This window comes from Pseudoxanthomonas sp. 22568, assembly GCF_052044485.1.
Classification (GTDB): domain Bacteria; phylum Pseudomonadota; class Gammaproteobacteria; order Xanthomonadales; family Xanthomonadaceae; genus Pseudoxanthomonas_A; species Pseudoxanthomonas_A beigongshangi.
Window position 1 is genome coordinate 23087 of the sequence record NZ_JBQENC010000009.1, and the last position, 21444, is coordinate 44530.

General features: G+C 67.9%; 17 protein-coding genes and 1 pseudogene. 8 read left to right on the forward strand and 10 right to left on the reverse strand.

The genetic code is table 11. The features are described 5' to 3' along the window. The first annotated feature begins 2 nt into the window (after window positions 1-2). From ACTJI2_RS12630 to ACTJI2_RS12640, 3 genes are read left to right on the forward strand one after another with little or no spacing between them, the layout of a single operon-like run. Window positions 3-899, forward strand: a complete 897-nt coding sequence (locus tag ACTJI2_RS12630) for an SMP-30/gluconolactonase/LRE family protein (RefSeq protein WP_318287887.1) — start codon at window positions 3-5, stop codon at window positions 897-899. 26 nt (window positions 900-925) lie between these two features. Further along, entirely contained in the window at window positions 926-2485 is a 1560-nt protein-coding gene (locus tag ACTJI2_RS12635; RefSeq protein ID WP_318287888.1) for a sodium/sugar symporter, read from the forward strand. 5 nt (window positions 2486-2490) lie between these two features. Further along, window positions 2491-3525: a sialidase family protein gene (locus ACTJI2_RS12640; protein ID WP_440842306.1), complete on the forward strand. Its 1035-nt coding sequence runs from the start codon at window positions 2491-2493 to the stop codon at window positions 3523-3525. A 30-nt stretch (window positions 3526-3555) separates the two neighbouring features. Here ACTJI2_RS12640 and ACTJI2_RS12645 read toward each other — a convergent pair whose 3' ends face one another. The 9 genes and pseudogenes from ACTJI2_RS12645 to ACTJI2_RS12685 form a co-directional block, all read right to left on the reverse strand. Then, complete coding sequence (locus tag ACTJI2_RS12645) at window positions 3556-4704, reverse strand: TonB-dependent siderophore receptor (RefSeq protein ID WP_440842307.1); 1149 nt, start codon at window positions 4702-4704, stop codon at window positions 3556-3558. A gap of 541 nt (window positions 4705-5245) precedes the next feature. Further along, a pseudogene (locus tag ACTJI2_RS12650) lies at window positions 5246-5830 on the reverse strand (TonB-dependent receptor plug domain-containing protein); the annotation flags it as partial. Next, complete coding sequence (locus tag ACTJI2_RS12655; protein ID WP_318287891.1) at window positions 5776-6108, reverse strand: DUF3325 domain-containing protein; 333 nt, start codon at window positions 6106-6108, stop codon at window positions 5776-5778. The pseudogene ACTJI2_RS12650 and the gene ACTJI2_RS12655, both read right to left, overlap by 55 nt. Further along, on the reverse strand, window positions 6101-7768 hold the full coding sequence (locus ACTJI2_RS12660) for a PepSY-associated TM helix domain-containing protein (protein WP_318287892.1): 1668 nt from the start codon (window positions 7766-7768) through the stop codon (window positions 6101-6103). The genes ACTJI2_RS12655 and ACTJI2_RS12660 overlap by 8 nt, the downstream gene beginning before the upstream one ends. Window positions 7769-7782: 14 nt before the next feature. Beyond that, on the reverse strand, window positions 7783-8100 hold the full coding sequence (locus tag ACTJI2_RS12665; RefSeq protein ID WP_318287893.1) for an iron uptake protein: 318 nt from the start codon (window positions 8098-8100) through the stop codon (window positions 7783-7785). Between the two features lie 33 nt (window positions 8101-8133). Further along, window positions 8134-10317, reverse strand: a complete 2184-nt coding sequence (locus ACTJI2_RS12670; protein ID WP_440842308.1) for a TonB-dependent siderophore receptor — start codon at window positions 10315-10317, stop codon at window positions 8134-8136. A gap of 325 nt (window positions 10318-10642) precedes the next feature. Continuing rightward, window positions 10643-12232 carry an MFS transporter gene (locus ACTJI2_RS12675; protein WP_440842309.1) on the reverse strand — a complete coding sequence of 530 codons (1590 nt, stop codon included), beginning with the start codon at window positions 12230-12232 and terminating at the stop codon, window positions 10643-10645. Beyond that, complete coding sequence (locus ACTJI2_RS12680) at window positions 12229-13230, reverse strand: HlyD family secretion protein (protein WP_218533440.1); 1002 nt, start codon at window positions 13228-13230, stop codon at window positions 12229-12231. Before ACTJI2_RS12680 ends, ACTJI2_RS12675 begins: the two co-directional genes overlap by 4 nt. A 134-nt stretch (window positions 13231-13364) precedes the next feature. Continuing rightward, window positions 13365-14120 carry an SDR family oxidoreductase gene (locus ACTJI2_RS12685; protein ID WP_440842310.1) on the reverse strand — a complete coding sequence of 252 codons (756 nt, stop codon included), beginning with the start codon at window positions 14118-14120 and terminating at the stop codon, window positions 13365-13367. A gap of 227 nt (window positions 14121-14347) precedes the next feature. On the opposite strand from ACTJI2_RS12685, the gene ACTJI2_RS12690 reads away from it, so the two are divergent. Further along, window positions 14348-15928 (forward strand): winged helix-turn-helix domain-containing tetratricopeptide repeat protein, encoded by a 1581-nt coding sequence (locus ACTJI2_RS12690; protein WP_440842311.1) that lies wholly within the window; start codon window positions 14348-14350, stop codon window positions 15926-15928. Between the two features lie 42 nt (window positions 15929-15970). Here ACTJI2_RS12690 and ACTJI2_RS12695 read toward each other — a convergent pair whose 3' ends face one another. Then, window positions 15971-16975 carry a LacI family DNA-binding transcriptional regulator gene (locus tag ACTJI2_RS12695; protein ID WP_440842312.1) on the reverse strand — a complete coding sequence of 335 codons (1005 nt, stop codon included), beginning with the start codon at window positions 16973-16975 and terminating at the stop codon, window positions 15971-15973. 92 nt (window positions 16976-17067) lie between these two features. Between ACTJI2_RS12695 and ACTJI2_RS12700 the strand changes: the two genes are divergently transcribed. From ACTJI2_RS12700 to ACTJI2_RS12715, 4 genes are all read left to right on the forward strand, one after another. Further along, entirely contained in the window at window positions 17068-18120 is a 1053-nt protein-coding gene (locus ACTJI2_RS12700; protein ID WP_440842314.1) for a sugar phosphate isomerase/epimerase family protein, read from the forward strand. Between the two features lie 27 nt (window positions 18121-18147). After that, a complete protein-coding gene (locus tag ACTJI2_RS12705) occupies window positions 18148-19362 on the forward strand; it encodes a nucleoside permease (protein ID WP_183639483.1) in 1215 nt (404 codons plus the stop codon). An 11-nt stretch (window positions 19363-19373) separates the two neighbouring features. Next, window positions 19374-20498: a Gfo/Idh/MocA family protein gene (locus tag ACTJI2_RS12710; RefSeq protein ID WP_183639484.1), complete on the forward strand. Its 1125-nt coding sequence runs from the start codon at window positions 19374-19376 to the stop codon at window positions 20496-20498. A gap of 67 nt (window positions 20499-20565) precedes the next feature. Further along, on the forward strand, window positions 20566-21420 hold the full coding sequence (locus ACTJI2_RS12715) for a sugar phosphate isomerase/epimerase family protein (RefSeq protein WP_440842315.1): 855 nt from the start codon (window positions 20566-20568) through the stop codon (window positions 21418-21420). The last annotated feature ends 24 nt before the right edge of the window (window positions 21421-21444 follow it).

Genomic DNA, 21444 nt, shown 5'->3' on the forward strand with positions numbered 1-21444 from the left:
ACATGGACGTGAGCATCGTGGTGCCCGCCGGCAACCGGCTCGGTGAAGGCGTGTTGTGGTGCGACCGCGAACAAGCGCTGTACTGGACCGACATCCATGCCGCGCGGCTGTGGCGGTACGCGCCCGCGAGCGGCAAGGTCGATCAGTGGCCGCTGCCGGAGCGCCTGGCCTCGTTCGCGCTGTGCGAGGCGGAGGGGTGGCTGCTGCTGGCGCTGGCCTCGCGGCTGGCATTCTTCCACCCGCAGCGCTACGAGTTGCGCGAGCTGCACCGCATCGGCATCGTGCCCGAGACCCGCGCCAACGATGGCGCCTGCGATCGCCAGGGACGCTTCGTGTTCGGCACCCTGCACGAACCGGCGCGAGGACCCCGATACGCGGTGGGCGGATTCCATCGCCTGCATGCCGACCTGTCGCTGGAAGCCCTGCCGCTGCCCCGCGTGGCGATCGCCAACAGCGTCGCCTTCAGCCCCGACGGCGCGACCATGTACTTCTGCGATTCGCTGCGGAAGGTCATCCAGCGTTGCGACTATGGCGACGCATTGGGTCCGGCTTCCCCCTTCGCCGACCTGACCACGCAGGACGGCGAGCCGGACGGCAGCGTGGTGGATGCCGACGGAGGGCTGTGGAACGCGCAATGGGGCGCGGCGCGGGTGGTGCGCTACCTGCCCGACGGCCGTGAGGATCGCCGCGTGTCGATTCCCGCCACGCAGCCGACCCGCCCGGTCTTCGGCGGCGCCGATCTGCGCACGCTGTACGTCACCAGCGCGCATGACGGCCTGGACGCGGATGCGCGCGAGCGTGATCGCCATGCCGGTGACGTGTTCGCCTTCACTCCCGGCATCGCCGGGCTGCCGGAGCCCCGGTTCGCCGGCAACCCCGACGCCAAGCCGCGCCGCTGACGCGCGCCCCCTCCCGCGGAGATCCCATGACGCTTTCCACACTCGACGTTGGCATCGTGCTGGCCTACCTGGCCGCCATCTTCATCCTGGCGCAGTGGGTCTCGCGCGAGAAAGCGGGACACGAGAAGTCCGCGCAGGATTACTTCCTCGCCAGCCGCGCCCTGCCCTGGTGGGCGATCGGCGCCTCGCTGATCGCGGCCAACATCTCGGCCGAACAGATCATCGGCATGTCCGGTTCCGGCTACGCGATCGGCCTGGCCATCGCCTCCTATGAGTGGATGGCGGCGCTGACCCTGTTGATCGTCGGCAAATGGTTCCTGCCGATCTTCCTGCGCAACGGCATCACCACCATGCCGCAGTTCCTGGAGGAGCGTTACGGCAATCGCATCCGCACCCTGATGGCGGTGTTCTGGCTGGGCCTGTACGTGTTCGTCAACCTGACCTCGATCCTGTGGCTGGGATCCATCGCGGTCTCGCAGGTGGCCGGCCTCGATCAGAACCTGGCGCTGATCCTGCTCGGCACCTTCGCCCTGGCGTACCAGTTGTACGGCGGCCTGAAGGCGGTGGCGCTGACCGACATCGTGCAGGTATCGCTGCTGGTGCTGGGCGGATTGCTGGTCACCGGCATCACCCTGGGCCAGATCGGCGATGGCAGCGTGATCGACGGGTTCACCACGCTGTGGCGGCAGCAGCCGGAGAAGTTCGAGATGATCCTCGACCCGGCCAATCCCTTCTACAAGGATCTGCCCGGCCTGTCGGTGCTGCTGGGTGGCATGTGGATCGCCAACTTGAGCTACTGGGGTTTCAACCAGTACATCATCCAGCGCGCGCTCGCCGCCAAGGATATCCGCGAAGCGCAGAAGGGCGTGGTGTTCGCCGCGTTCCTCAAGCTGCTGATGCCGGTGATCGTGGTGCTGCCGGGCATCGCCGCGGTGGTGCTGGCGCCGCAACTGGAACGCCCGGACGCGGCCTATCCGACGATGATGCGGTTGCTTCCCAGCGGGGTGCTGGGACTGGTGTTCGCCGCGCTGGTGGCGGCGATCGTCGCGTCGCTGGCCTCCAAGATCAATTCGGTGGCGACCATCTTCACCCTCGATTTCTACGCCAAGCGCGATCACGATGCCTCGCAGGCCAAGCTGGTGCGGGTGGGCCGCATCGCCGCGGCCGTGGCGATCCTGGTGGCGGTGCTGACCGCGCGTCCGCTGCTGGGCGGATTCGACCAGGGTTTCCAGTACATCCAGGAATTCACCGGCTTCTTCACTCCCGGCATCGTGGTGATCTTCCTGCTGGGACTGTTCTGGAAGCGCGCCAACGAGGCCGGCGCGCTCGCCGCCGCGATCGGTTCGTTCCTGCTGTCGCTGGCGCTCAAGCTGGTGTGGCCGGAGCTGCCGTTCATGGATCGCATCGGCCTGGTGTTCCTGCTGGCGCTGGTCCTGGCCGTGGGCGTCGCGCTGGCGACACGCGCCAGTGGCGATCGCGATCGGATCCGCACCGCCGACGTCAGTTACGCCACCGCGCCTTCGTTCAACGTTGCCTCGCTCGCGGTCGTTGCCATCCTGGTCGCGCTGTACGCGGTTTTCTGGTGATGGGCATGCGCGCGCTTCGCATGTCGGCGCAAGGCGCGCTCCTGGCGGGCCTGATGCTGGCCGCGGCCCCGATCTGGGCAGTCGAGGTGCGCTGGACCGATACCGCCACCGTCGCCGCACGGGACGCCGGCTGGGGTCGCATGACCCGGCTGACCGACGGCCGCTGGCTGGCGGTGACCACGCGCTTCCACAAGGACTGGCCGACCACGCTCGCGCTGTCCGTCAGCGACGACCACGCGCGCAGTTGGCAGCCCTGGTCGGAACTGGCCGAACCCGGACGCAAGATCGACAACGGCGAAGTCCTCGCCCTGCCCGATGGGCGCGTGCTGCTGGCGATGCGCTCGCTGGTGGACGGCGTCTCCTACCGGTTGCATCTCTACGCCAGCGATGACGGCGCCCGCAGCTGGCGGTTCCTGAGTGTCATCGACCAGAACGAAACGCCCGGCGGCCGCAACGATCGCGGCGTATGGGAACCGGTGCTCACCCTCCTCGACGACGGCACGCTGTCGGTCCTGTATGCGGACGAGACCCTGGCCGACGGCCAGCCCGCCTACAACCAGGTGGTCTCGCAACGCCTGTCGCGTGACGGGGGACGCAGTTGGGAATCCAAAGCGGTGATCGCCGCCCAGCCCGGCGGCGGCGCGCTGCGACCCGGCATGCCGGTGATGGCGCGGCGTCCGCAGGGCGGCTACGTGCTGGTGTTCGAAATCTGCGGCGAGGACAAGCACTGCCCGGTTTCTTCCAAAATCTCGCCCGATGGCCGTTCCTGGCCCGCCGGACTGGGCACGCCGCTGGCGGATCAGCGCTGCGGGCCGCAGATCACCACCACCACCCGCGGCACGATGTTCGTCACCTCCTGCCAGAACGAGATCAGCGTGAGCGAAGACGGTGGCGGAAACTGGCAACGCTTGCCCGAACCCGCCTGGCCAATCGGTTTCCGCCATTCATGGCCGGCCGTCTACGAGATCGCGCCCGACGAAATCGGCGTCATCAACGTCACCGAGGGCGGCCGCGTGCAGATCCGGTTCGGCACCTACTGAGGCCGCGACATCACGCGGCGAGGCGCGGGCTTACCAGTCGATCCGCAACGCGAGCGATCCGTTCCTGGCTTCACCCAGGGTGTCCAGGTTCCAGTACCGCCGGTTGAACAGATTGTTGACGTTCGCAGTCACGGTGGCCATGCGTCCGCCGATCTGGGTCCGATACTGCAGGCCGACACTGGCGAGGGTACGCCCGGGAATCAGCACGCGGTTCGCGTCCTCGTAGTACTGGTCGCCGGAGTGGCGCACGTTGCCGTGCAGGCTCAGGCCGCTCACCGACGGCGGCCGGTACTCGAAGTTGGCCACGATCTGGCGGCGCGAGGATCCGGCGGGGCGATTGCCCTGCAAAGCGGCGTTTTCCGGCGACAGGTCTTCCAGGCTCGCGTCGAGCCACAGGAAACCCAGTCCAAGGTCGAGATCGTGGGTGAGGCCGAAGCTGCCGATGGCCTCCAGCCCGCGATACAGCGTCAGGCCATTTTGTACCCGGTACCGTTCCTCACCGCGCCACTGGTCCACCTGGGCCGCACGCTCGACGCGGAACGCCGCGGCGGTGAAGCCGAAGCGGCCGGCCTGGTACTTCGCGCCGATTTCGTACTGTTTGCTGGTGGTCGGATCCAGCGCTTCGCCCGCATTGACGTAAGGCGGTTCCGCGTCCATCGCCACGCGGCCGGCGGCCTCCAGCGATTCCACGTAGCTGGCATAGAGGGACAGGTTGTCCACCGGCTTGTAGACCAGGGCGAGCGTCGGTGTCAGCGATGAGGTGGTATAGCGCGAATCGGATTGGGGATCGCCGTCCAGGTCCTTCTGCTCGTAATCCACGTGGCGCACGCCCAGGACGGCTTGCCAGTGATCGCCGAAATGCATCGTGTCGCTGACGAACAGCGACTTCTGCCGTTCGTCGTAATCGACCGGGCCAAAGCCGAAGTCGGGGACGTGCGTCGACAGGAAGTCCAGCCGCCGATACAGGTTGCCGTTGAAATCGTTGCTCCAGTACCAGTCCGTTCCCCAGCGCTCCCACTTGCGCTGGTAGCTGGCACCGAATACCAGTTCGTGCCGGAGCGCGCCGGTCGTCGCTTCCCCCGTCACCAGCAGCTGGCCCACGCTGTTGCGCAGATCGCCGGCGAAGTTGTAGACGTTGCCGGCATAGTCGCCCGCCTCGTTCAGCAGGTCGGCGAACATCTTGTTGGAGTAGTGCGCGCCGGCTGCTGCCGACCGTCAGATCGATGCGCCAGGCATCGCCCAGGCGCCATTCCAGCCCGGTGGTCGCATGCAGTGTCCGGGACTTGTAGTAGCCGTTGCGGACGATGGCGTTCTCGTAGTCGTAGGTCGGCTTCGGCAGGCGCGTGCCCTCGTAGCGATCCCAATAGAAGTACAGCGGTTCGTGCTTGAGGTTGCTGTCCTCGCTCACCACTTCGGCGTGCCAGCGCAGGGCGTCGCCGATGGGCCGGTCCAGCGCCAGCGAAAGCAGCGTGCGGTCGATGCCCGCGCCGTTGTACGCATCGCCCTGTTCGGTCGCCGCATTGACGCGCAGGCCCAGCGAATCCGGCCCGTCCACCCGTTCACTGGCGTCCACGCGCAACGCGTACGCGCCGTCGTTGCGATAGCCCAGCGTGGTGGCCAGCAGCGGCGTGTCGGTGGGGCGCTTGAGCCGGTAGCTGATGATGCCGCCGGGCGAACCGAAGCCGTACATGAAGCCGCCCAGACCCTTGAGCGCCTGCACCGACTCCACGGCTTCCAGCGGGAACTCGCCGCCCCACTCCATCAGCATCGGCACGCCGTCCACGTAGTGGTTCAGCACACCGATGCCGCGAATCTGCGTGCCCCACCAGTTGGTGGTGGCCGAAGGCTCGGCGGCGAACACCGACGGGTCGTTGATGAACACCTGGCCCAGCGTGGTGGCGCCACGCTTGTTGATGTCCTCCTCGTCCACCACCGTCACCGAGAATGGCGTATCCAGCAGGCGCTTGTTGCCCAGTACGCCCACGCCGGCATCCTGGTCCAGGTTCAGGCCGACGCGCTGGCCCTCGACATGGATCGTGTCCAATTGCTTGGCTCCATTGCCGGCGGGCGGATCCTGCGCGGTCGCTTCCTGCGCGCGTGCGCCGGAGGTCGCCAGCATCAGGCCGAGGCAGAGGACGGAATGGCGCGGCAGCGCGGTGCGGATGGCGTGCGGGAACAAGGCGATACCCCTGGTGGAACCCGGAACGGGAGTCGAGACGTGGATAGCGGGAAGAGTCGAATGCGGCGGCGTCAGCGGCGAGATCCTGTCCACGGCGCCAGCACGCGCAGCGCGCGCGGACGCCATGCCAGTGACATCGCGATCACCAGTGCCGAGAACGCCAGCGTCATCACCCAGACCAGGACTGCCATGGAGGCGTGATCCACGCGCAGGCACAACGCCAGGGCCACGCCGATGCCCGTGGCGCCCAGCCAGCGCAACAGCCGCGATGCGGTGGCAGGCAAGGCCCTGCCCCATACCTGCTGGGCGTGCGCCTGCATCGACAGCGCCAGCCAGCCCATGCCGGCCAGGCCGGCCAGTACGGCGGCCGCGAGCAGCCAGTTCGACACGGTGGCGTCAGACATGCGCCGCCTCCCCGCCTGTCATGCGCGCATCTGCCGCGACCGCGCGGCGCCTCAACCGGCGCGCGGCCAGTGCGGCCAGCCCGGCGGTGGCCAACAGCGCCAGATCGATGCCGGCCACCGGCCAGTAGCCCGCCGACAGCGTGCGCAGCAGGTGATCGCCGGTGGTGATCCAGTTCAATCCGACCGCCGCCAGTGCGAAGACGGCGATGGCCCAGCATTGTTCGCGCCATGCCGGGTTCGGCAGCCCCTTCGATACCGGCGCGCTGCGCAGGACGGCATGCACCAACGCCAGGCACCACATGCCCCAGAACGCGTATTTCTCCCAGTCGCCGCGCCCGGGCATCGTCTCCGGCAACCACCGGTTGACGATCAGGATGCCCAGGGTCGCCAGCACCATGCCGGTCACCGTGGTGACGGCCAGCGCATCGACCACCCGCGCGCCCTGGCTGCCCTGCTGCGCGTGCTGGCGCTTGCGCTTTTCCACGAAAAAGATGAAACCGGTGGCGATGCACACCGCGCCGGCCAATCCGCCCAGCACGTACAGCCAGCGCAGCAGCCAATGGCGGAAGTGCTGCAGGTGCAGGCCGGTGAGGAATTCGCTGACGCGGCCGACCGCGGTGGCGGGCGGATCCTCGCGGATCAGCTCGCCGGTGGCCGCCTTGAAGTGGACGCCGTCGCCGACCAGCGCGATGCGATCGGTACCGGCGCGATAGACGCTGACGTAGCCGTTGGCATCGCCCACGTGCTGCAACACCAGGAAGCCCACATCACCGGCCTTGTCCTTTGCCGCCCAGCGCCGCTTCGCCTCGGCCACCATCGCATCCACCGGGGCCAGCCCCGCCGGCACGCCGGACCGCTCATGCGGCAGGCCGGTTTCCCGCGCCTCCACCTGCGCGTGCAGGTCGTGCAGTTCGTGCAGTTGGGTATGCCCGACCGGGAAATAATAGGTGGCGGCGAAAATCACCAGGCCGGTGAAGGCGAAGAAGAAGTGGAACGGCAACGCCACCACGCCGGTCAGGTTGTGCAGGTCCAGGGTGCTGCGCAGGCGCGCCTTGCCCGGGCGGAAGGTGAAGAATTCGCGGAACAGCTTCCGGTGCATGACCACGCCGCTGACCAGCGCGGCGAGCATCACCAGCGCCGAGAAACCGACGATCCAGAAACCCAGGTTCTTCCAGTCCCAGGTCAGGCTGTAGTGCATCGGATAGAAGAACTCGCTGCCGATCTTCAACTGGTCGTCGCGCAGCGCAGTTCCATTGCGCGGATCGATGGTGCCGTAGGCCCAGATGGCTTCTTCCGGATCCTTGGCGTTGGGCACCTCGTAACCCGCGTACAGGGCCAGCACCGGATCGCGGTGGGTGGTGTAGGCGCTCCAGCTGACCACCGTGTCGAACCGCCGCGGCATGTCGCCGTTCACGCGCGGGCGCATCTGCTCGATCGCCTCGGACGTGGGCTGCATGCGTTCGAAGGCCGGACGCAGGACCTGTTCGAACGAAGGCATCGGCTGGGGCTCGAAACGGGTGGCCGGCAGCGCCCAGCGGTCGAATTCGCGATCGAACACCGACAGCGCGCCGAAGAAGAACGCGGCCATCAGCACGAAGCCCAGCACCAGGCCGAACCAGGTATGCAGCCAGGCCATGGCCTGTCGGAAACTGTTGTGCATGGCGTCTCTCCGTCTCAGGCCAGCATCGATTGCAACAGCGAAGCCGCGCCGGTCATCAGCGCGCCCGCCGCCAGCAACACCGCCCATGCCCGGCCCAGCCGGCGCGTGGCGATGGTCCACAGGAACACCGCCAGGTAGGCCAGCAGGCCCAGCAGCGCGCCCATGAACTCGGCATCGTGGAAATCCAGCCCGGCGGCGAACAGCTGCGCGGTCACCAGCGCGACCGCGCCCCAGGCGAAGGCATAGCCGCCCAGCACCGCCGCGCACACGCGCGAGGCCACGCGAAGGCGGGAGGTGGCGGTGGCCGATGGCAATGTGGTCGTGCGTGACATGGCGTACAGAACCTCTTCGGCGGTGGACGGCGATTAGAACCGCCAGTTCAGGCTCAGCGTGTAGTTCGCGGGCGCGCCGTAGTAACCGCTGTAGCGCAGCGTGTTGATGTATTTCTCGTCGGTCAGGTTGTTGGCGTTCAGGCGCAAGGTGGCATTGGGCAGGAAGTCCCAGGCCAGGTAACCGTTGATCACCGCGTAGCTGCCCTGCCTCACGGTGAAGCCGTTGCTCTCCACGTTGGAGATCTCGCTCTGCCAGCGGCCACCGATGCCGTAGGAGACCGCTGTGTGGCCCGGCAGGCGCGCGCTCAGCATCAGGTTGGCGGTGCGGCGTGGTACCCAGCGATAGGTGTCGTCGCCATCCTGGCCGGTCAACTTCAGCGCGGTGGCACCGAACACCAGATTCATGTGCTCGCCGATCCGGCCGGTGGCCTCGAACTCGATGCCGCGGGATTCCACGTCCACGCCGGTGTAGTAGAACTGGCCGTTGTCGTTGTAGCCGGCACCGGTGGCCAGGTTGTCCTGCTTGGCCTGGAACACCGCCAGCGTGGTCAGCAATCGCTTGTCCAGCCAATCGGCCTTCACGCCGATCTCGTAGTTGGTGCCCTTGGTCGGGTCGAGATAGCGCTCGTTCTCGTCGGACTGGCTCTGCGGCTGGTAGATGTCCGAATAGCTGACATAGCCCAGCACATGCGCGTTGAAATCGAAGGTGAGGCCGGCGTAGGGGCTGGTGTGGCCTTCGGTCTGGTCGAACACCACGCCGTAGTTCACGCCATCGCGATGGTACTGCGCGTAGTTCGCGCCCACGACGGCCTTCAGGCGGTCGGTCAACGCCAGCCGGGTGGCGCCGAAGGCGCGCTTCAGGCGCTGGTTCAGGGTGCTGTAGAGCGAAGCGCTGCCCCACTCCGGCTCGGGGATGACGTTGCCGCTCCACGGAAAACCGGGCATCTCGATGTAACCGAACAGATCGCTGTCATAGACCGCGTTGGCGTACTCGTAGCTGCGGGTCTCGCTCTTGGACCAGCTGACGCCGAACATCACTTCCTGATCGCGCCCGCCCATCTGGAAATGGCCGTTGGCGGTCAGCGTGCCCAGGTGCGCGGTCATCTCGTCCTCGCCGCGCCACGGATAGCCGTACAGGCCCAGGTGGGTGCCCGGTTCCAGCCCGGTGCCGGCGTAGTCGGTGGCGTAGAACAGCTTGTCGTCGTTCTCCACCTTGCGATAGTTGTAGGTCGCCTTCAGTTGCCAGTCCGCGCCCAGCTGGTGGGTGTATTCGGCGAACGCGTTCTGCTGGGTGGTGTCCCAGTAGGTCCAGTCCTGGGTGGTGGAGGCGCTGCGATCCCACTCGGCCTGCGTGCCGTCGCTGTACATGAAGGCCAACGCGCCCCACATGTTGCCGTCGGTCTGGCCCTTCTGCCAGGAATAGCCGAGGGTGAGCGTGCCGTTGTCGCCGATCTGGCCATCGACGACGCCATACAGGAAATCACGCTGGTCCTGCTTGGCGCGCAGCCAGGAGTCTCCCTTTTCATGCGCGGCGACAACGCGCCCGGCCCAGCGGCCATCGGCGGTGAACGGCGTCGAGTAATCGGCTTCGGCGCGCACCGTGGCCCAGGAACCGTAGCTCAGTCCGAACGCGCCCTGGCGCTCGTTGGTGGGGCGCTTGCGCACGTAGTTGATGGTGCCGGCGGCATTGCCCACGCCGGTCAGCAGGCCATTGGCGCCGCGGATGACTTCCAGCTTCTCGTAGCCGAACGTGTCCATGGCACCGGTGACGATGCCCCAGTCGTTGGGCAGGCCGACGCCATCGATCTGCGTGTTGGCGATGTCGAAGCCGCGCGAGGTGAAGGTGGTCCGGTTGGTTTCCCACTCGTCCACCTGGATGCCGGTGGCCAGGCGCAGCGCTTCATTGAGGCTGTCGGCGCCGAACTCGCGCATCTGGGTGGCGTCCACGACGCTGATGGACTGCGGCGTGTCCTTGATGTCCAGGTCCAGGTTGGTGGCGCCGTTGCTCACGCGGTTGGCGCGCTGCGCGACCACCAGCACGGTGTCCAGATCGGTGGCGGCGTCGCTGGCGACCGTCGGGACGGCGGCGGTTTCCTGGGCCGAAGCCAGGGAGGTCGCCGACAGCGCGGCCAAGGCCAGGCAAATCGCCGCGCCGAGGCGGTGGGTGGCGGGCGGGGCACGGAAACGGAAGAACGGGGACGGAGGGGTGGGACGCATGGGGGGTGATCTGCTGGTCGGAATGGCGAGGGGGTCGGCAGGACGTCCGGCCGCCGCCCACCCGCACGCGGCGCGCTGGACACAGCACGGGCCGGCAGCGAGTGCCGGCGGCTCCTGCGGCTTCACATTAAATGCGAATGACTATCGTTTTGCAATTCATTCGCATTTGTTTTGCCCGGTTTGCCCGGAGAATGCCCTGTTCAGGGGCCAAGCGGCGGTCGCCGGCACCGGATCGGGCATGGCTACCTCCCCCGCCCGGACCGGCTGCCACCGGTATGGCGGCCGGGGCGTCGCCAGTGGTCATCACCCCTTCCCCGCCCCCGCGCTACGAACGGTTGCGGCGACCCGCGAATTTCGCCAGCGCGATCTTGGTCCCGAGCAATACCGGGACCGCCGCCACGAACAGCAATGCCACGGCCATGAACGCGGCGTCGAACGCGATGACCGTGGCCTGGCCTGCCATCGCCTTGCCCAGCAGACCAAACGACGCGCGGGTGGCGGACGCCAGGTCCATGCCGTGACCGGCGAGCATCGCAGTGGTTGCGGCCAGCCGTTCACCCAGGGGCGCGCCACCGGCGGTGAGGTGGCCACCAAGCACCGTCGCGTTGATGTGGGTTTCGTGCTCGATCAGGGTCTGCAGGCCGGCCACGCCGATCAGGCCGCCCAACTGGCGACCGGTATTGAACAGGGCCATGCCGCTGGCCAGGTTCCGCGAAGGCAGATGGCTGAAGGCAATCAGCGTGATCGACAGGAACAGCAAGCCCAGGCCGAATCCACGCAGCAGGATGGCCGCCATCATGTCGTCGGCGCCGCTTGCGCGATTCGATCCCGACAGCATCCACATGGCCGTCATGATCATCAGGATGCCGAACGGCACCGTGGCCACGGGCGGCAGCCGGCGCGCCTGCATCAGGTAAGCGGCGATCAGGAGCGCCACGATGAACAGGCCGCCGCCGGGCAGGAGCAGTCGCCCGGCGTCGGTCAGGGTGAAACCCAGCACGGACACCGCGAACGCCGGGATCAGGTAACCGCTGCCGAACAACGCGGCACCGGCCACGAAGCTGACGACGAAGGCAAAGCAGAATTCCTCGTCCGCGAATACCGAGAAGTCGACCAGGCCCCGGCCGCGCATCCGCAACTGCCAGCCGATGAACCCCAGCAGGCTCGTCGCGCCAATCGCGGTCATCCACGCAATGCGTGGTTCCTGGAACCAGTCCCACCGGTTGCCCTGGATCAGGGCATAGCCCAGGCAGAAAAACGCGACACCCCCCAGGGCGAAGCCGATTCCGTCGAAAGGCGCGGGCGCGTCGTTCACCGGCATGTCCGGCATCTCCGCCAGCAGCAGGATGCCCGCCGCCGCCAGCGCGATCGGCACCACTCCGAAGAAAATCCAGGTCCACGCCTGGGTATCGAGCAACCAGCCCTGCAGGGCGGGCGCCAGCGTCGCGGGTGCCACCACCGATCCCATCGCGAACAGTGCCTGCAAAAGCGGCTGGCGCGGACGCGGGAAGGCCAGGAACAGCAGCGCCTGCCCGGCGATCAGCAGCACGCCGCCGGAAACCCCCTGCAGGCAGCGCAGCGCGATCAGCAGATCCAGCCGCGCGGTGGCCGCGGCGAACAGGCAAGCCACTCCCATCATCAGCGCGGCGCCGGCAATCACATCGCGTGCCCGCAGCCACGCGATCAGCCAGGGCGCCAGCAGGAAGCCGACCAGCTTCATCGACACGTAGCCCACGTCCAGCCAGGCGAATTCGTCCGGCGTGGCATGGGTGTCGCCGATGATGTCCATCCGCCCGAGCGACAGCACGGTACCGGCAACGGCTTCCGTCAGCGCGGCCAGCACGATGCCGGCGACGAGCAACGATCCCGTGGCAGAGCGGGCATGGGCCGGCGCGGCGGCCACGTCCAGGTTCACGACCCGGCCCGTCGATCGATCCACACGCGCGCGCTCAGGCCGGGCACCAGCCGCGCCGGCAACGGTTGCCCGGTGAAGCGGATCTTCACCGGCACCCGCTGCACGACCCTGACGAAGTTGCCGGTGGCGTTGTCCACGGGCAACAGGCTGAAGGACGAGCCGCTGCCGGGCGCGAAGCTGTCGACCACGCCCCGGAACGCGGCGTCGGGGTAACCGTCGATCTCGATGCGCACGCGCTGGCCGGGGCGGACGTCCGCCAGTTGCGTTTCCTTGAAATTCGCCACCAGCCACAGGTCATCGACCGGCACGATGTCCAGCAGCGGCGCGCCCGCCGTGACGAAGCGGCCGACCCGCACCTGGCGATTGCCGACGACACCATCCAGCGGCGCCCGCACCACGGTGCCGTCCAGATCGATGCGCGCCAGGTCGCGCAGCGCGATGGCCTGGGCCACCGCCGCGAGCGCGGCTTCGCGCTGGGTGGCGAGCACGGCGATCCTGCGTGTCTGCGCTTCCACCGTCGCCGAAGCCGCCGATACGCCAGCCTCCGCGCGCGAGCGCGCCGCGTCGCTTTCATCCACCTGGTCCTGGCTGACGAAACGACCGCGGATCAGCTCGCGTCGTCGATCGGACACCTTCGCCGCCAGCCGCATCTCGGCCAGCTGCGAATGCCGTTGCGCACTGGCCTGGCGGATGAGCGCCTGTTGCAACGCGGTCTCCGCATCGACGTTGACCAGCCGCGCCCGCGCCGCCTGCACGTTGGCCTCGGCCTGGGCCAGCCGCGCCCGGTAGTCGCTGTCGTCGATGCGGAACAGCACATCGCCCGCGCGCACCGCCTGGTTGTCCCCGACCTTCACTTCCCGGACGTAGCCGGCGACCTTGGGCGCCAGCGAGGTGACGTCCCCGCGCACGTAGGCGTTGTCGGTGGACACGCTGGCGCCGGCACGCGCCCAGGCCCAGCCGGCCCCGACGGCGATGATCGCCCCAAGGCACAGCAGCACGCCGATTTTCCGGGCGCGGCCGCGCGGAGGTGCCGGTGCTCCCGGGTTGGGCGCCGCCCCTGCCCCTGCGCGGGTATTTTCTTCAGACGAAGGCATGTCGGTTCCTCCTCGCGATGGTCCTGACGGCGCTGCGGTCACGCAGCCGCGTTCGAACGGACCAGCCAGTCCTCGAAACGGAGCGCGCCCAGGCGCGCATCGGGACCGGGCGTCAGCGACTGGTCGTCCAGTTCGCCGCCGAAGTAGCGCGCATGCACGTCCGCCACGACCTTGCGCGTGTCTCCCGTCACCGCGAACAGGCGCTTGGCCATTTCGTCGAGCGGGACGGCCTCCGGACCGGCGATCTCGATCGTGCCGTCGATTGGCGTTGCCTGCGCGACATCGGCCAGCGCGGCCACCACGTCGTCCGATGCAATGGTCTGGATGAGCGCTGGCGACAGGCGGACTTCATCGCCGACGACGGCCGCCTGGGCGATGCCGGCGACGAATTCGTGGAACTGGGTGGCGCGCACGATGGTGTACGGAAGTCCCGACGCCTTGATCAGGTTCTCCTGCGCCACCTTCGCGCGGAAGTAGCCGTTGTCGGGATTGCGTTCACTTCCGACGATGGACAGCGCCACGTGGTGGCGTACGCCGGCGGCGGCTTCGGCGGCCAACAGGTTGCGGCCGGAGGTCTCGAAGAATTCCAGCACCGCCTGGTCGTCCCAGGCCGGTGCGTTCGCCACGTCGACCACTACCTGAGCACCGTCCATGGCCTCGGCCAGGCCTTCGCGGGTAATGGTGTTCACCCCCGTGCCCGGGGCGGCGGCCAATACTTCATGACCGTGATTGCGCAGGGTGGCGACGAGTTTCGAGCCAATCAGGCCGGTGCCCCCGATGACGACGATCTTCATGTGCATGTTCTCCGCTGGGTCAACGGCAGGACTTGCCGCCGATGGAGAAAGCTTGCGCGCCGGTCCCGGCGAAGTCCTTGCGGCGACCTTCAAGAAACCTTGGAATTCGCTTGGATTCGCGCCGGCGCCGGGACTGGCCGCTGGCCCGGTTCGGTACGGCCGTGCAATTCAATCGGGTACCATGACGCGATTCCCTCGGGCACGGGGCGCGAGGGTTCGGCAAGGGCGTGACCGTGCGATTCGCGTTCGAAGACTGCTTGCTCGATGACGAGCGCCGGGAACTGACGCTGCGCGGGCAGCCCGTTTCCATCGGCCCGCAGGTCTTCGATCTGTTGCTGTACCTGGTGCTCCATCGTGACCGCGTGGTCGGCAAGGACGAACTGCTGCAGGTGGTATGGAGCGGCCGGATCGTCTCCGAGTCCACGGTCGCCAGCCACATCAACGCCGTGCGCAAGGCGATCGCGGACACCGGCTCCGAACAGCGCCTGTTGCGCACCGTCGCGCGCAAGGGGTTCCGCTTCATCGGCGAGATCCGGGACGACGACATCGCGCCGGTCCCGGCCCTGCCGGATGCGCATGGCAGCGGCGTCGGCGCGCTGTCCGCACCGATGCTGCCCGACAGGCCCTCCATCGCCGTGCTGCCGTTCCAGAACCTGAGCGGTGACAGCGGCCAGGACTATTTCGCCGACGGCGTGGTCGAGGACGTCATCACCGCGCTCTCGCGCGTGCGCTGGCTGTTCGTCATCGCCCGCAACACCAGCTTCGCCTACAAGGACCATCGGGTGGATCCGCGGACGGTTGGGCGCGAGCTGGGCGTGCGCTACGTACTGGAAGGCAGCGTGCGCAGGGCTGGCAACAAGGTCCGCATCACCGGGCAGCTGATCGACGCCTCGACCGGCACGCACCTGTGGGCCGAGCGCTTCGAGGGCACGCTCGACGATATCTTCGAGCTGCAGGCGGAGGTTGCCGAAAGCGTGGTTGGCGCAATCTCTCCGCAGTTGGAGCGCGCGGAAATCGAACGCGCCAAGCGCAAGCCGACCCAGAGCCTGGATGCGTACGACTACTACCTGCGCGGGGTCGCGAACCTGCACAGCGGCAGCCGCGAAACCATCGAGGAAGCGCTGCGCCAGTTCTATCGCGCCATCGAGCTGGATCCGGAATACGGTTCGGCCTACGGCGGGGCGGCCTGGTGCCATGTCTGGCGCAAGGTCAATGGCTGGATGATCGACCGGCCCGCGGAGGTCGCCGAGGGCGTGCGCCTGGCGCGGCTGGCGGTGACCTGGGGACGGGACGACGCGGTGGCGCTGACCCGCGGTGGCCATGCGCTGGGCCACCTGACCCGCGATCTGGACGGCGGCATCGCACTGCTGGATCGGGCGGTGCTGCTGAATCCGAACTTCGCACCGGCCTGGTTCCTGGGCGGTTTCCTGCGCATCTTCCACGGCGAATCGGAAAGCGCGATGGCGTTGTTTTCCCGCGCGGTTCGGCTGAGTCCGCTGGATCCGGAAATGTTCCGCATGCAGGCGGGCATCGCGCTGGCGCACTTCTTCGCCGGCGATTTCGATGCCGCATCGATCTGGGCGGAAAAAGCGCTCAGCAACCTGCCCTCGCTGCTGGTCGCCGCCGTGGTGGCGGCGGCGAGCCATGCGCTGGCCGGACGCGCGCGGCAGGCCGGCCTCGCCGTCGCGCACGTGCGCGCGCTGGATCCGTCGCTGTCCCAGTCCAGCCTCGCCGACTGGCTGCCCATCCATCGCCCGCAGGATCTCGCGCGGCTGACCGAAGGGCTGCGCCTGGCGGGCCTGCCCTGACGGCTGCCCGGCGGGATCATCCGGCCCTGTTCCGGCGCTTCCCTACGAGGCGGGCGCGGCAGTCGACCCGCGCAACATCAGGCTGAATTCCAGCGTCTGCTGATGCGGCACGTCCACGCCCTCGATGATGGCGAGCAGCAGCTTGACCGCACGCATGCCGATCTCGCGCATCGGCTGGCTGATGGTGGTCAGCGGCGGGTTGAGGTAACGGGACGAGGCCAGATCGTCGAAGCCGACGATCGAGAAGTCCTCCGGCACGCGGATGCCCAGATCCCGGCACGCGGCCAGCATGCCCAGCGCCATCTGGTCGCTGAAACAGAATGCGGCGGTCGGCGCGGCCGCCTGGCCCAACAACCGCTTCGCGGCCGCATAGCCGGATTCCACCGAGAAGTCGCCCGGCACGATCGTCAGATGACGCAGGCGGCCGCGCGCCCTGGCCGCGATCCGGGCCCCTTCCAGCCGCTGCTGGTGCAGCGGATTGTCGGGCGGTCCGCCGATCACGGCGATCCGCTCATGGCCCAGGCCGTAGAGATGTTCCATCGCGGTGCGCGCGGCGGCGGCGTTGTCGATGTGGACACTGGGAATGCCCAGCGCCGGATCGAATTCGCTGCCGTTGACCACCGGCGCGTTGGCGCCGAGTTGCCGGACGATTTCCTGCGCCGTTGGCGGCAACCGGTGCCCCAGCACGATCAGGCCATCGGCTTCGTTGCGCGGAAGCATCTGCGCGTAGCGCTCCTCCCGATCCGGCTGGTGCTGGGTATCACCGAGCAGGACGGCGTAGTCGGCCGCCTGCGCGGCTTCCTCCGCACCCTGCAGGATCTGGGCGAAGAACGGATTGGCGATGTCCGGGACCGTGACCAGGATCTTGCTGCTGCGTTGGGTCTTGAGCGTCCGGGCCACCGTGTTGGGGACATAGCCCAGCGCGGCCGCCGCCTGTTCGATGCGCTTGCGCGTGGCCGGCAGGACCTTTTCCGGCCGCGACAGCGCGCGCGACACGGTGCCTGCCGAAACGCCGACGTGCTTCGCGATGTCGTAGATGGTCGCCATGTCAGTCCCGGGTTCCCCGATGCGGTGCACAACACGTGTCCGGGTTGGCCCATGCTAGGATAATGCAATCGATTGCATCGAGGCGGATTGACGTGAAAACACTCAAGGGTCCCGCGCTGTTCCTGGCGCAGTTCATCGGTGACAAGCCTCCTTTCAATCGTTTGGACACGCTGGCCGAATGGGCCGCGGGGCTCGGCTATTCTGGCCTACAAGTGCCGACCAGCGCGCCCCATATCTTCGATCTCGCCCAGGCCGCGCAGAGCCAGGCCTACTGCGACGACATGGCCGGCATGCTGGCCGGACACGGTATCCAGATCACCGAGCTGTCCACCCACCTGCAGGGACAACTGGTCGCCGTCCATCCCGCCTACGACAGCCTGTTCGACGGCTTCGCCCCGCCGGAACTGCGCGGCAATCCCGCCGCGCGGCAGGCCTGGGCCGTCGAGCAGGTGAAGCTGGCGGCCAAGGCCAGCCAGCGCCTGGGGCTGAAGGCGCATGCCACGTTCTCCGGCGCGCTGGCCTGGCCTTACTTCTATCCCTGGCCGCAACGGCCGCCCAGTCTGGTGGAAGAAGCCTTCGCCGAACTCGGCCGCCGCTGGCACCCGATCCTGGATGCCTTCGACGCCTGCGGCGTGGACCTTTGCTACGAGATCCATCCGGGCGAGGACCTGCACGACGGCGCGACCTTCGAGCGTTTCCTCGACGCGGTCGATCACCATCCGCGCGCCAAGATCCTCTACGACCCCAGCCACCTGCTGCTGCAGCAGATGGACTACCTGGGTTTCATCGACCGCTACCACGAGCGCATCGGCATCTTCCACGTCAAGGACGCCGAGTACCGCGCCAGCGCGCGCAGCGGCGTCTATGGCGGTTACGAGAACTGGATCGATCGTCCCGGCCGGTTCCGCTCGCTGGGGGACGGCCAGATCGACTTCAAGGCGATCTTCTCCAAGTTCGCCCAGTACGACTTCCCGGGCTGGGCCGTACTGGAATGGGAGTGCTGCCTGAAGCATCCGGAAGACGGCGCGCGCGAGGGCGCGCCCTTCATCCGCGACCACATCATCCGCGTCACCGAGCGCGCCTTCGACGACTTTGCCGACAGCGGCGCCGATCCGGAAGCGTTGCGCGGCATGCTGGGGATTTGAACCAACACCGACCTGGGAGGGGAAGTCATGACGTTCGCCATGTCGCGCCTGAGCGCGATGATGTTCCTTCAGTTCTTCATCTGGGGTGCGTGGTTCGTCACCCTGGGCACCTATCTGGTACAGGGACCGCTGAAGGCCAGCGCCAGCCAGGTGGCCACCGCGTTCCTCAGCCAGTCCATCGGCGCCATCGTCGCGCCGTTCCTGGTCGGCCTGGTCGCCGACCGCTACTTCGCCGCGCAGCGCATCCTGGCGGTGTTGCACCTGGCCGGCGCGGTGTTGATGTGGGTCGCGTCCACAGCCACCAGCTTCAACACCTTCGCGACCTGCGTGATGGTGTACATGCTGCTGTTCATGCCGACGCTGGCGCTGGTCAACAGCATCGCCATGCGCCACATGCAGTCGCCGGAAAAGCAGTTCCCGCTCGTCCGCGTCTCCGGCACCATCGGCTGGATCGTCGCCGGTGTGCTGATCGGCTGGCTGGGCTGGGAACAGGCCCATCGCCTTGAACTCACCTTCCGCATGGCCGCGGCGGCCTCGCTGGCGCTCGGCCTGTATGCGCTCACCCTGCCGCACACGCCGCCGCTGGCGCAGCAGCGCAACGCGGGCGTAGGACAGATCCTGGGACTGGACGCGCTGCGCCTGCTGAAATCGCGTTCGTACCTGGTGTTCTTCCTGGCCTCGATCGCGATCTGCGTCCCGCTGTCGTTCTACTACAACTTCACCAATCCCTATCTCAACGATCTGGGCGTGCGCGGCGCGGCCGGCCTGCAGTCGCTGGGCCAGGTATCCGAAGTGCTGCTGATGCTGGCCATGCCGTTCCTGTTCGTGCGGCTGGGCGTGAAGACCATGCTGGCGGTCGGCATGGCGGCGTGGGTGCTGCGTTACGGCATGTTCGCCTATGGCGACGCGGGCAGCGGGTTCTCCCTGCTGGTGATCGGCATCGTGCTGCACGGCATCTGCTACGACTTCTTCTTCGTCACCGGCCAGATCTACACCGACGCGCATGCCGGTCCCGACACCCGCAGCAGCGCGCAGGGTTTCATCACCCTGGCCACGTATGGCGTCGGCATGCTGATCGGCACCTTCCTGTCCGGCGCGGTCGTGGAGCACTACACCACCGCGGCGGGTCCGGATTGGCGGCAGATCTGGCTGTTCCCGGCGGGCGTCGCGCTGGTGGTGCTGATCGCCTTCCTGTTCCTGTTCCGCGATCGACCGGCCGCCGCCGCGTCGTCCGCACATTGAGGATTGCGTAGATGAGCAAGCTTGGAGTCGCCATCGTCGGCACCGGCATGATTGGCGCCGTGCATCGCCGCGCCGCGTTGCTGGCGGGCGCCGATGTCCGCGGCGTGGTCGGTTCGTCGCCTGGGCGCGGGAAGGAAGTGGCGCAGGCCTGGGATATCCCGCGCGCCTATCGCGACATCGAGGAAGCGCTTGCCGACCCGCAGGTGCAGGTCGTGCACGTGTGCACGCCCAACCATCTGCACCGGGCGATGGCGCAGGCCGCGCTGGAAGCCGGCAAGCACGTGATCTGCGAGAAGCCGCTGGCCACCACCCTGGAGGACGCCAAGGCGCTGGCGGCGCTGGCCGCCTCCACCGGCCGGGTGGCCACGGTACCGTTCGTCTACCGCTACCACCCGGTCGTGCGCGAAGCCCGCGCGCGCATCGCCCAGGGTGAACTGGGTCCGCTGCGGCTCATCCACGGCAGCTACCTGCAGGACTGGCTGCTGGATCCGGCCAGCAACAACTGGCGCGTGGATCCGGCGCTGGGCGGCGCTTCGCGCGTGTTCGCCGACATCGGTTCGCACTGGTGCGATCTGGTGGAATGGGTCAGCGGCGAGCGTTTCGTCGATGTCAGCGCCGCCTTCGAAACCGTGATCGCCGAACGCGCCGCCGCCACCGGCCAGAGTTTCGCCACGCCGGCGGCGGGCGGTGCGATGCAGGCGGTGTCGAGCGAGGACGTCGCCGCGGCCCTGTTCAAGACCGCCAACGGCACCCTGGCCTCGCTGACCGTCAGCCAGGTCTCGGCCGGTCGCCGGAACCGCCTGTGGTTCGAAATCGATGGCGCCCAGGCCAGCGTGGCGTTCGATCAGGAAGACAGCGAACGCCTGTGGATCGGCCTGCCCGACCAGCGCGAGGAAATCTTCACGCGCGGACCGGGTGCCGGAAGCGCCGAACAGCGCCGGCTCTCGGTGCTGCCGGCCGGCCACGCGCAGGGCTACGGCAACTGCTTCGAGGCCTTCGTCGCGGACACCTATCGCGCCATCTTGGCCGAACGGCCGGAAGGGTTGCCGACGTTCGAAGACGGACTGCGCTCGGCACTGATCGTCGATCGCGTCATCGCCTCGGCCCGCTCCCGCGCCTGGACCCCCATCGCCTGAACACACGAAGACAGGCCCCGACCGCTTTTCTTTCCTGTAGTCATCGGAATCCCCGGAGGACACCCTGATGCGCACCACCCCACGCAAAATCGCGACCACCGCCCTGCTGCTCCTGGCGGCCCTGCCCGGCTTCGCCAGGGACGCCGCCACGCCGGCGCAGCCCATCGCGGTGCAGATGTACACGCTGCGCAACGTCGCCACGCTGGATGAACAGCTGAAGATCGTCCACGACGCCGGCGTCCACGCGGTGGAAACCGTCGGCACGCAGAACGTCACCGCCGCCGAACTCAAGCAGCTGCTGGACCAATATGCGATCAAGGCCGTCTCCACCCACGTGCAGCTGGCGGATCTGCGCAAGGATCTCGATGGCGTGGTGGCGTTCAACCAGACGCTCGGCAACACCCATCTGGTCGTGCCCTACCTCGGCGAGAAGGAACGCCCCACCGACGCCGCCGGCTGGGCCGCACTGGGCAAGGAACTGGGCGAAATTGCCAGCAAGGCCCGGGCCAAGGGCATGACCCTGGCCTACCACAACCACGACTTCGAGCTGATCGATTTCGGTGGCAAGACCGGTCTGGAACTGCTGTTCGACGCGGCCGGCCCCGCGCTCAAGTCCGAACTGGATCTGGCCTGGGTGGCGCGTGCCGGCTACGACCCGGCCGCGATGCTCGGCAAGTTCAGCGGACGGGTGTTCGCGGTGCATGCCAAGGACAACGCGCCGAAGGGCCAGGCCACGGACGAGGGCGGCTTCGCCTCGCTGGGCCAGGGCGTCCTGGACTGGAAGACCATTCTCCCCGCCGCCGAGAAGGCCGGCGTGCAGTGGTACATCATCGAGCACGACCAGCCGCGCGATCCCGCCGCGGTCGTCAAGGCCGGCGCGGACTACCTGCGCGAACACCTGCCGGCCGGCGCGACGCACTGATGCGCGGGCAGCGGATGCTGAAAT

Coding starts and splice junctions, on each gene's coding strand:
- ACTJI2_RS12630 (WP_318287887.1), top strand. CDS start 3: ATGGACGTGAGCATCGTGGTGCCCGCCGGCAACCGGCTCGGTGAAGGC.
- ACTJI2_RS12635 (WP_318287888.1), top strand. CDS start 926: ATGACGCTTTCCACACTCGACGTTGGCATCGTGCTGGCCTACCTGGCC.
- ACTJI2_RS12640 (WP_440842306.1), top strand. CDS start 2,491: ATGCGCGCGCTTCGCATGTCGGCGCAAGGCGCGCTCCTGGCGGGCCTG.
- ACTJI2_RS12645 (WP_440842307.1), bottom strand. CDS start 4,704: ATGTTCGCCGACCTGCTGAACGAGGCGGGCGACTATGCCGGCAACGTC.
- ACTJI2_RS12655 (WP_318287891.1), bottom strand. CDS start 6,108: ATGTCTGACGCCACCGTGTCGAACTGGCTGCTCGCGGCCGCCGTACTG.
- ACTJI2_RS12660 (WP_318287892.1), bottom strand. CDS start 7,768: ATGCACAACAGTTTCCGACAGGCCATGGCCTGGCTGCATACCTGGTTC.
- ACTJI2_RS12665 (WP_318287893.1), bottom strand. CDS start 8,100: ATGTCACGCACGACCACATTGCCATCGGCCACCGCCACCTCCCGCCTT.
- ACTJI2_RS12670 (WP_440842308.1), bottom strand. CDS start 10,317: ATGCGTCCCACCCCTCCGTCCCCGTTCTTCCGTTTCCGTGCCCCGCCC.
- ACTJI2_RS12685 (WP_440842310.1), bottom strand. CDS start 14,120: ATGAAGATCGTCGTCATCGGGGGCACCGGCCTGATTGGCTCGAAACTC.
- ACTJI2_RS12695 (WP_440842312.1), bottom strand. CDS start 16,975: ATGGCGACCATCTACGACATCGCGAAGCACGTCGGCGTTTCGGCAGGC.
- ACTJI2_RS12705 (WP_183639483.1), top strand. CDS start 18,148: ATGACGTTCGCCATGTCGCGCCTGAGCGCGATGATGTTCCTTCAGTTC.
- ACTJI2_RS12710 (WP_183639484.1), top strand. CDS start 19,374: ATGAGCAAGCTTGGAGTCGCCATCGTCGGCACCGGCATGATTGGCGCC.
- ACTJI2_RS12715 (WP_440842315.1), top strand. CDS start 20,566: ATGCGCACCACCCCACGCAAAATCGCGACCACCGCCCTGCTGCTCCTG.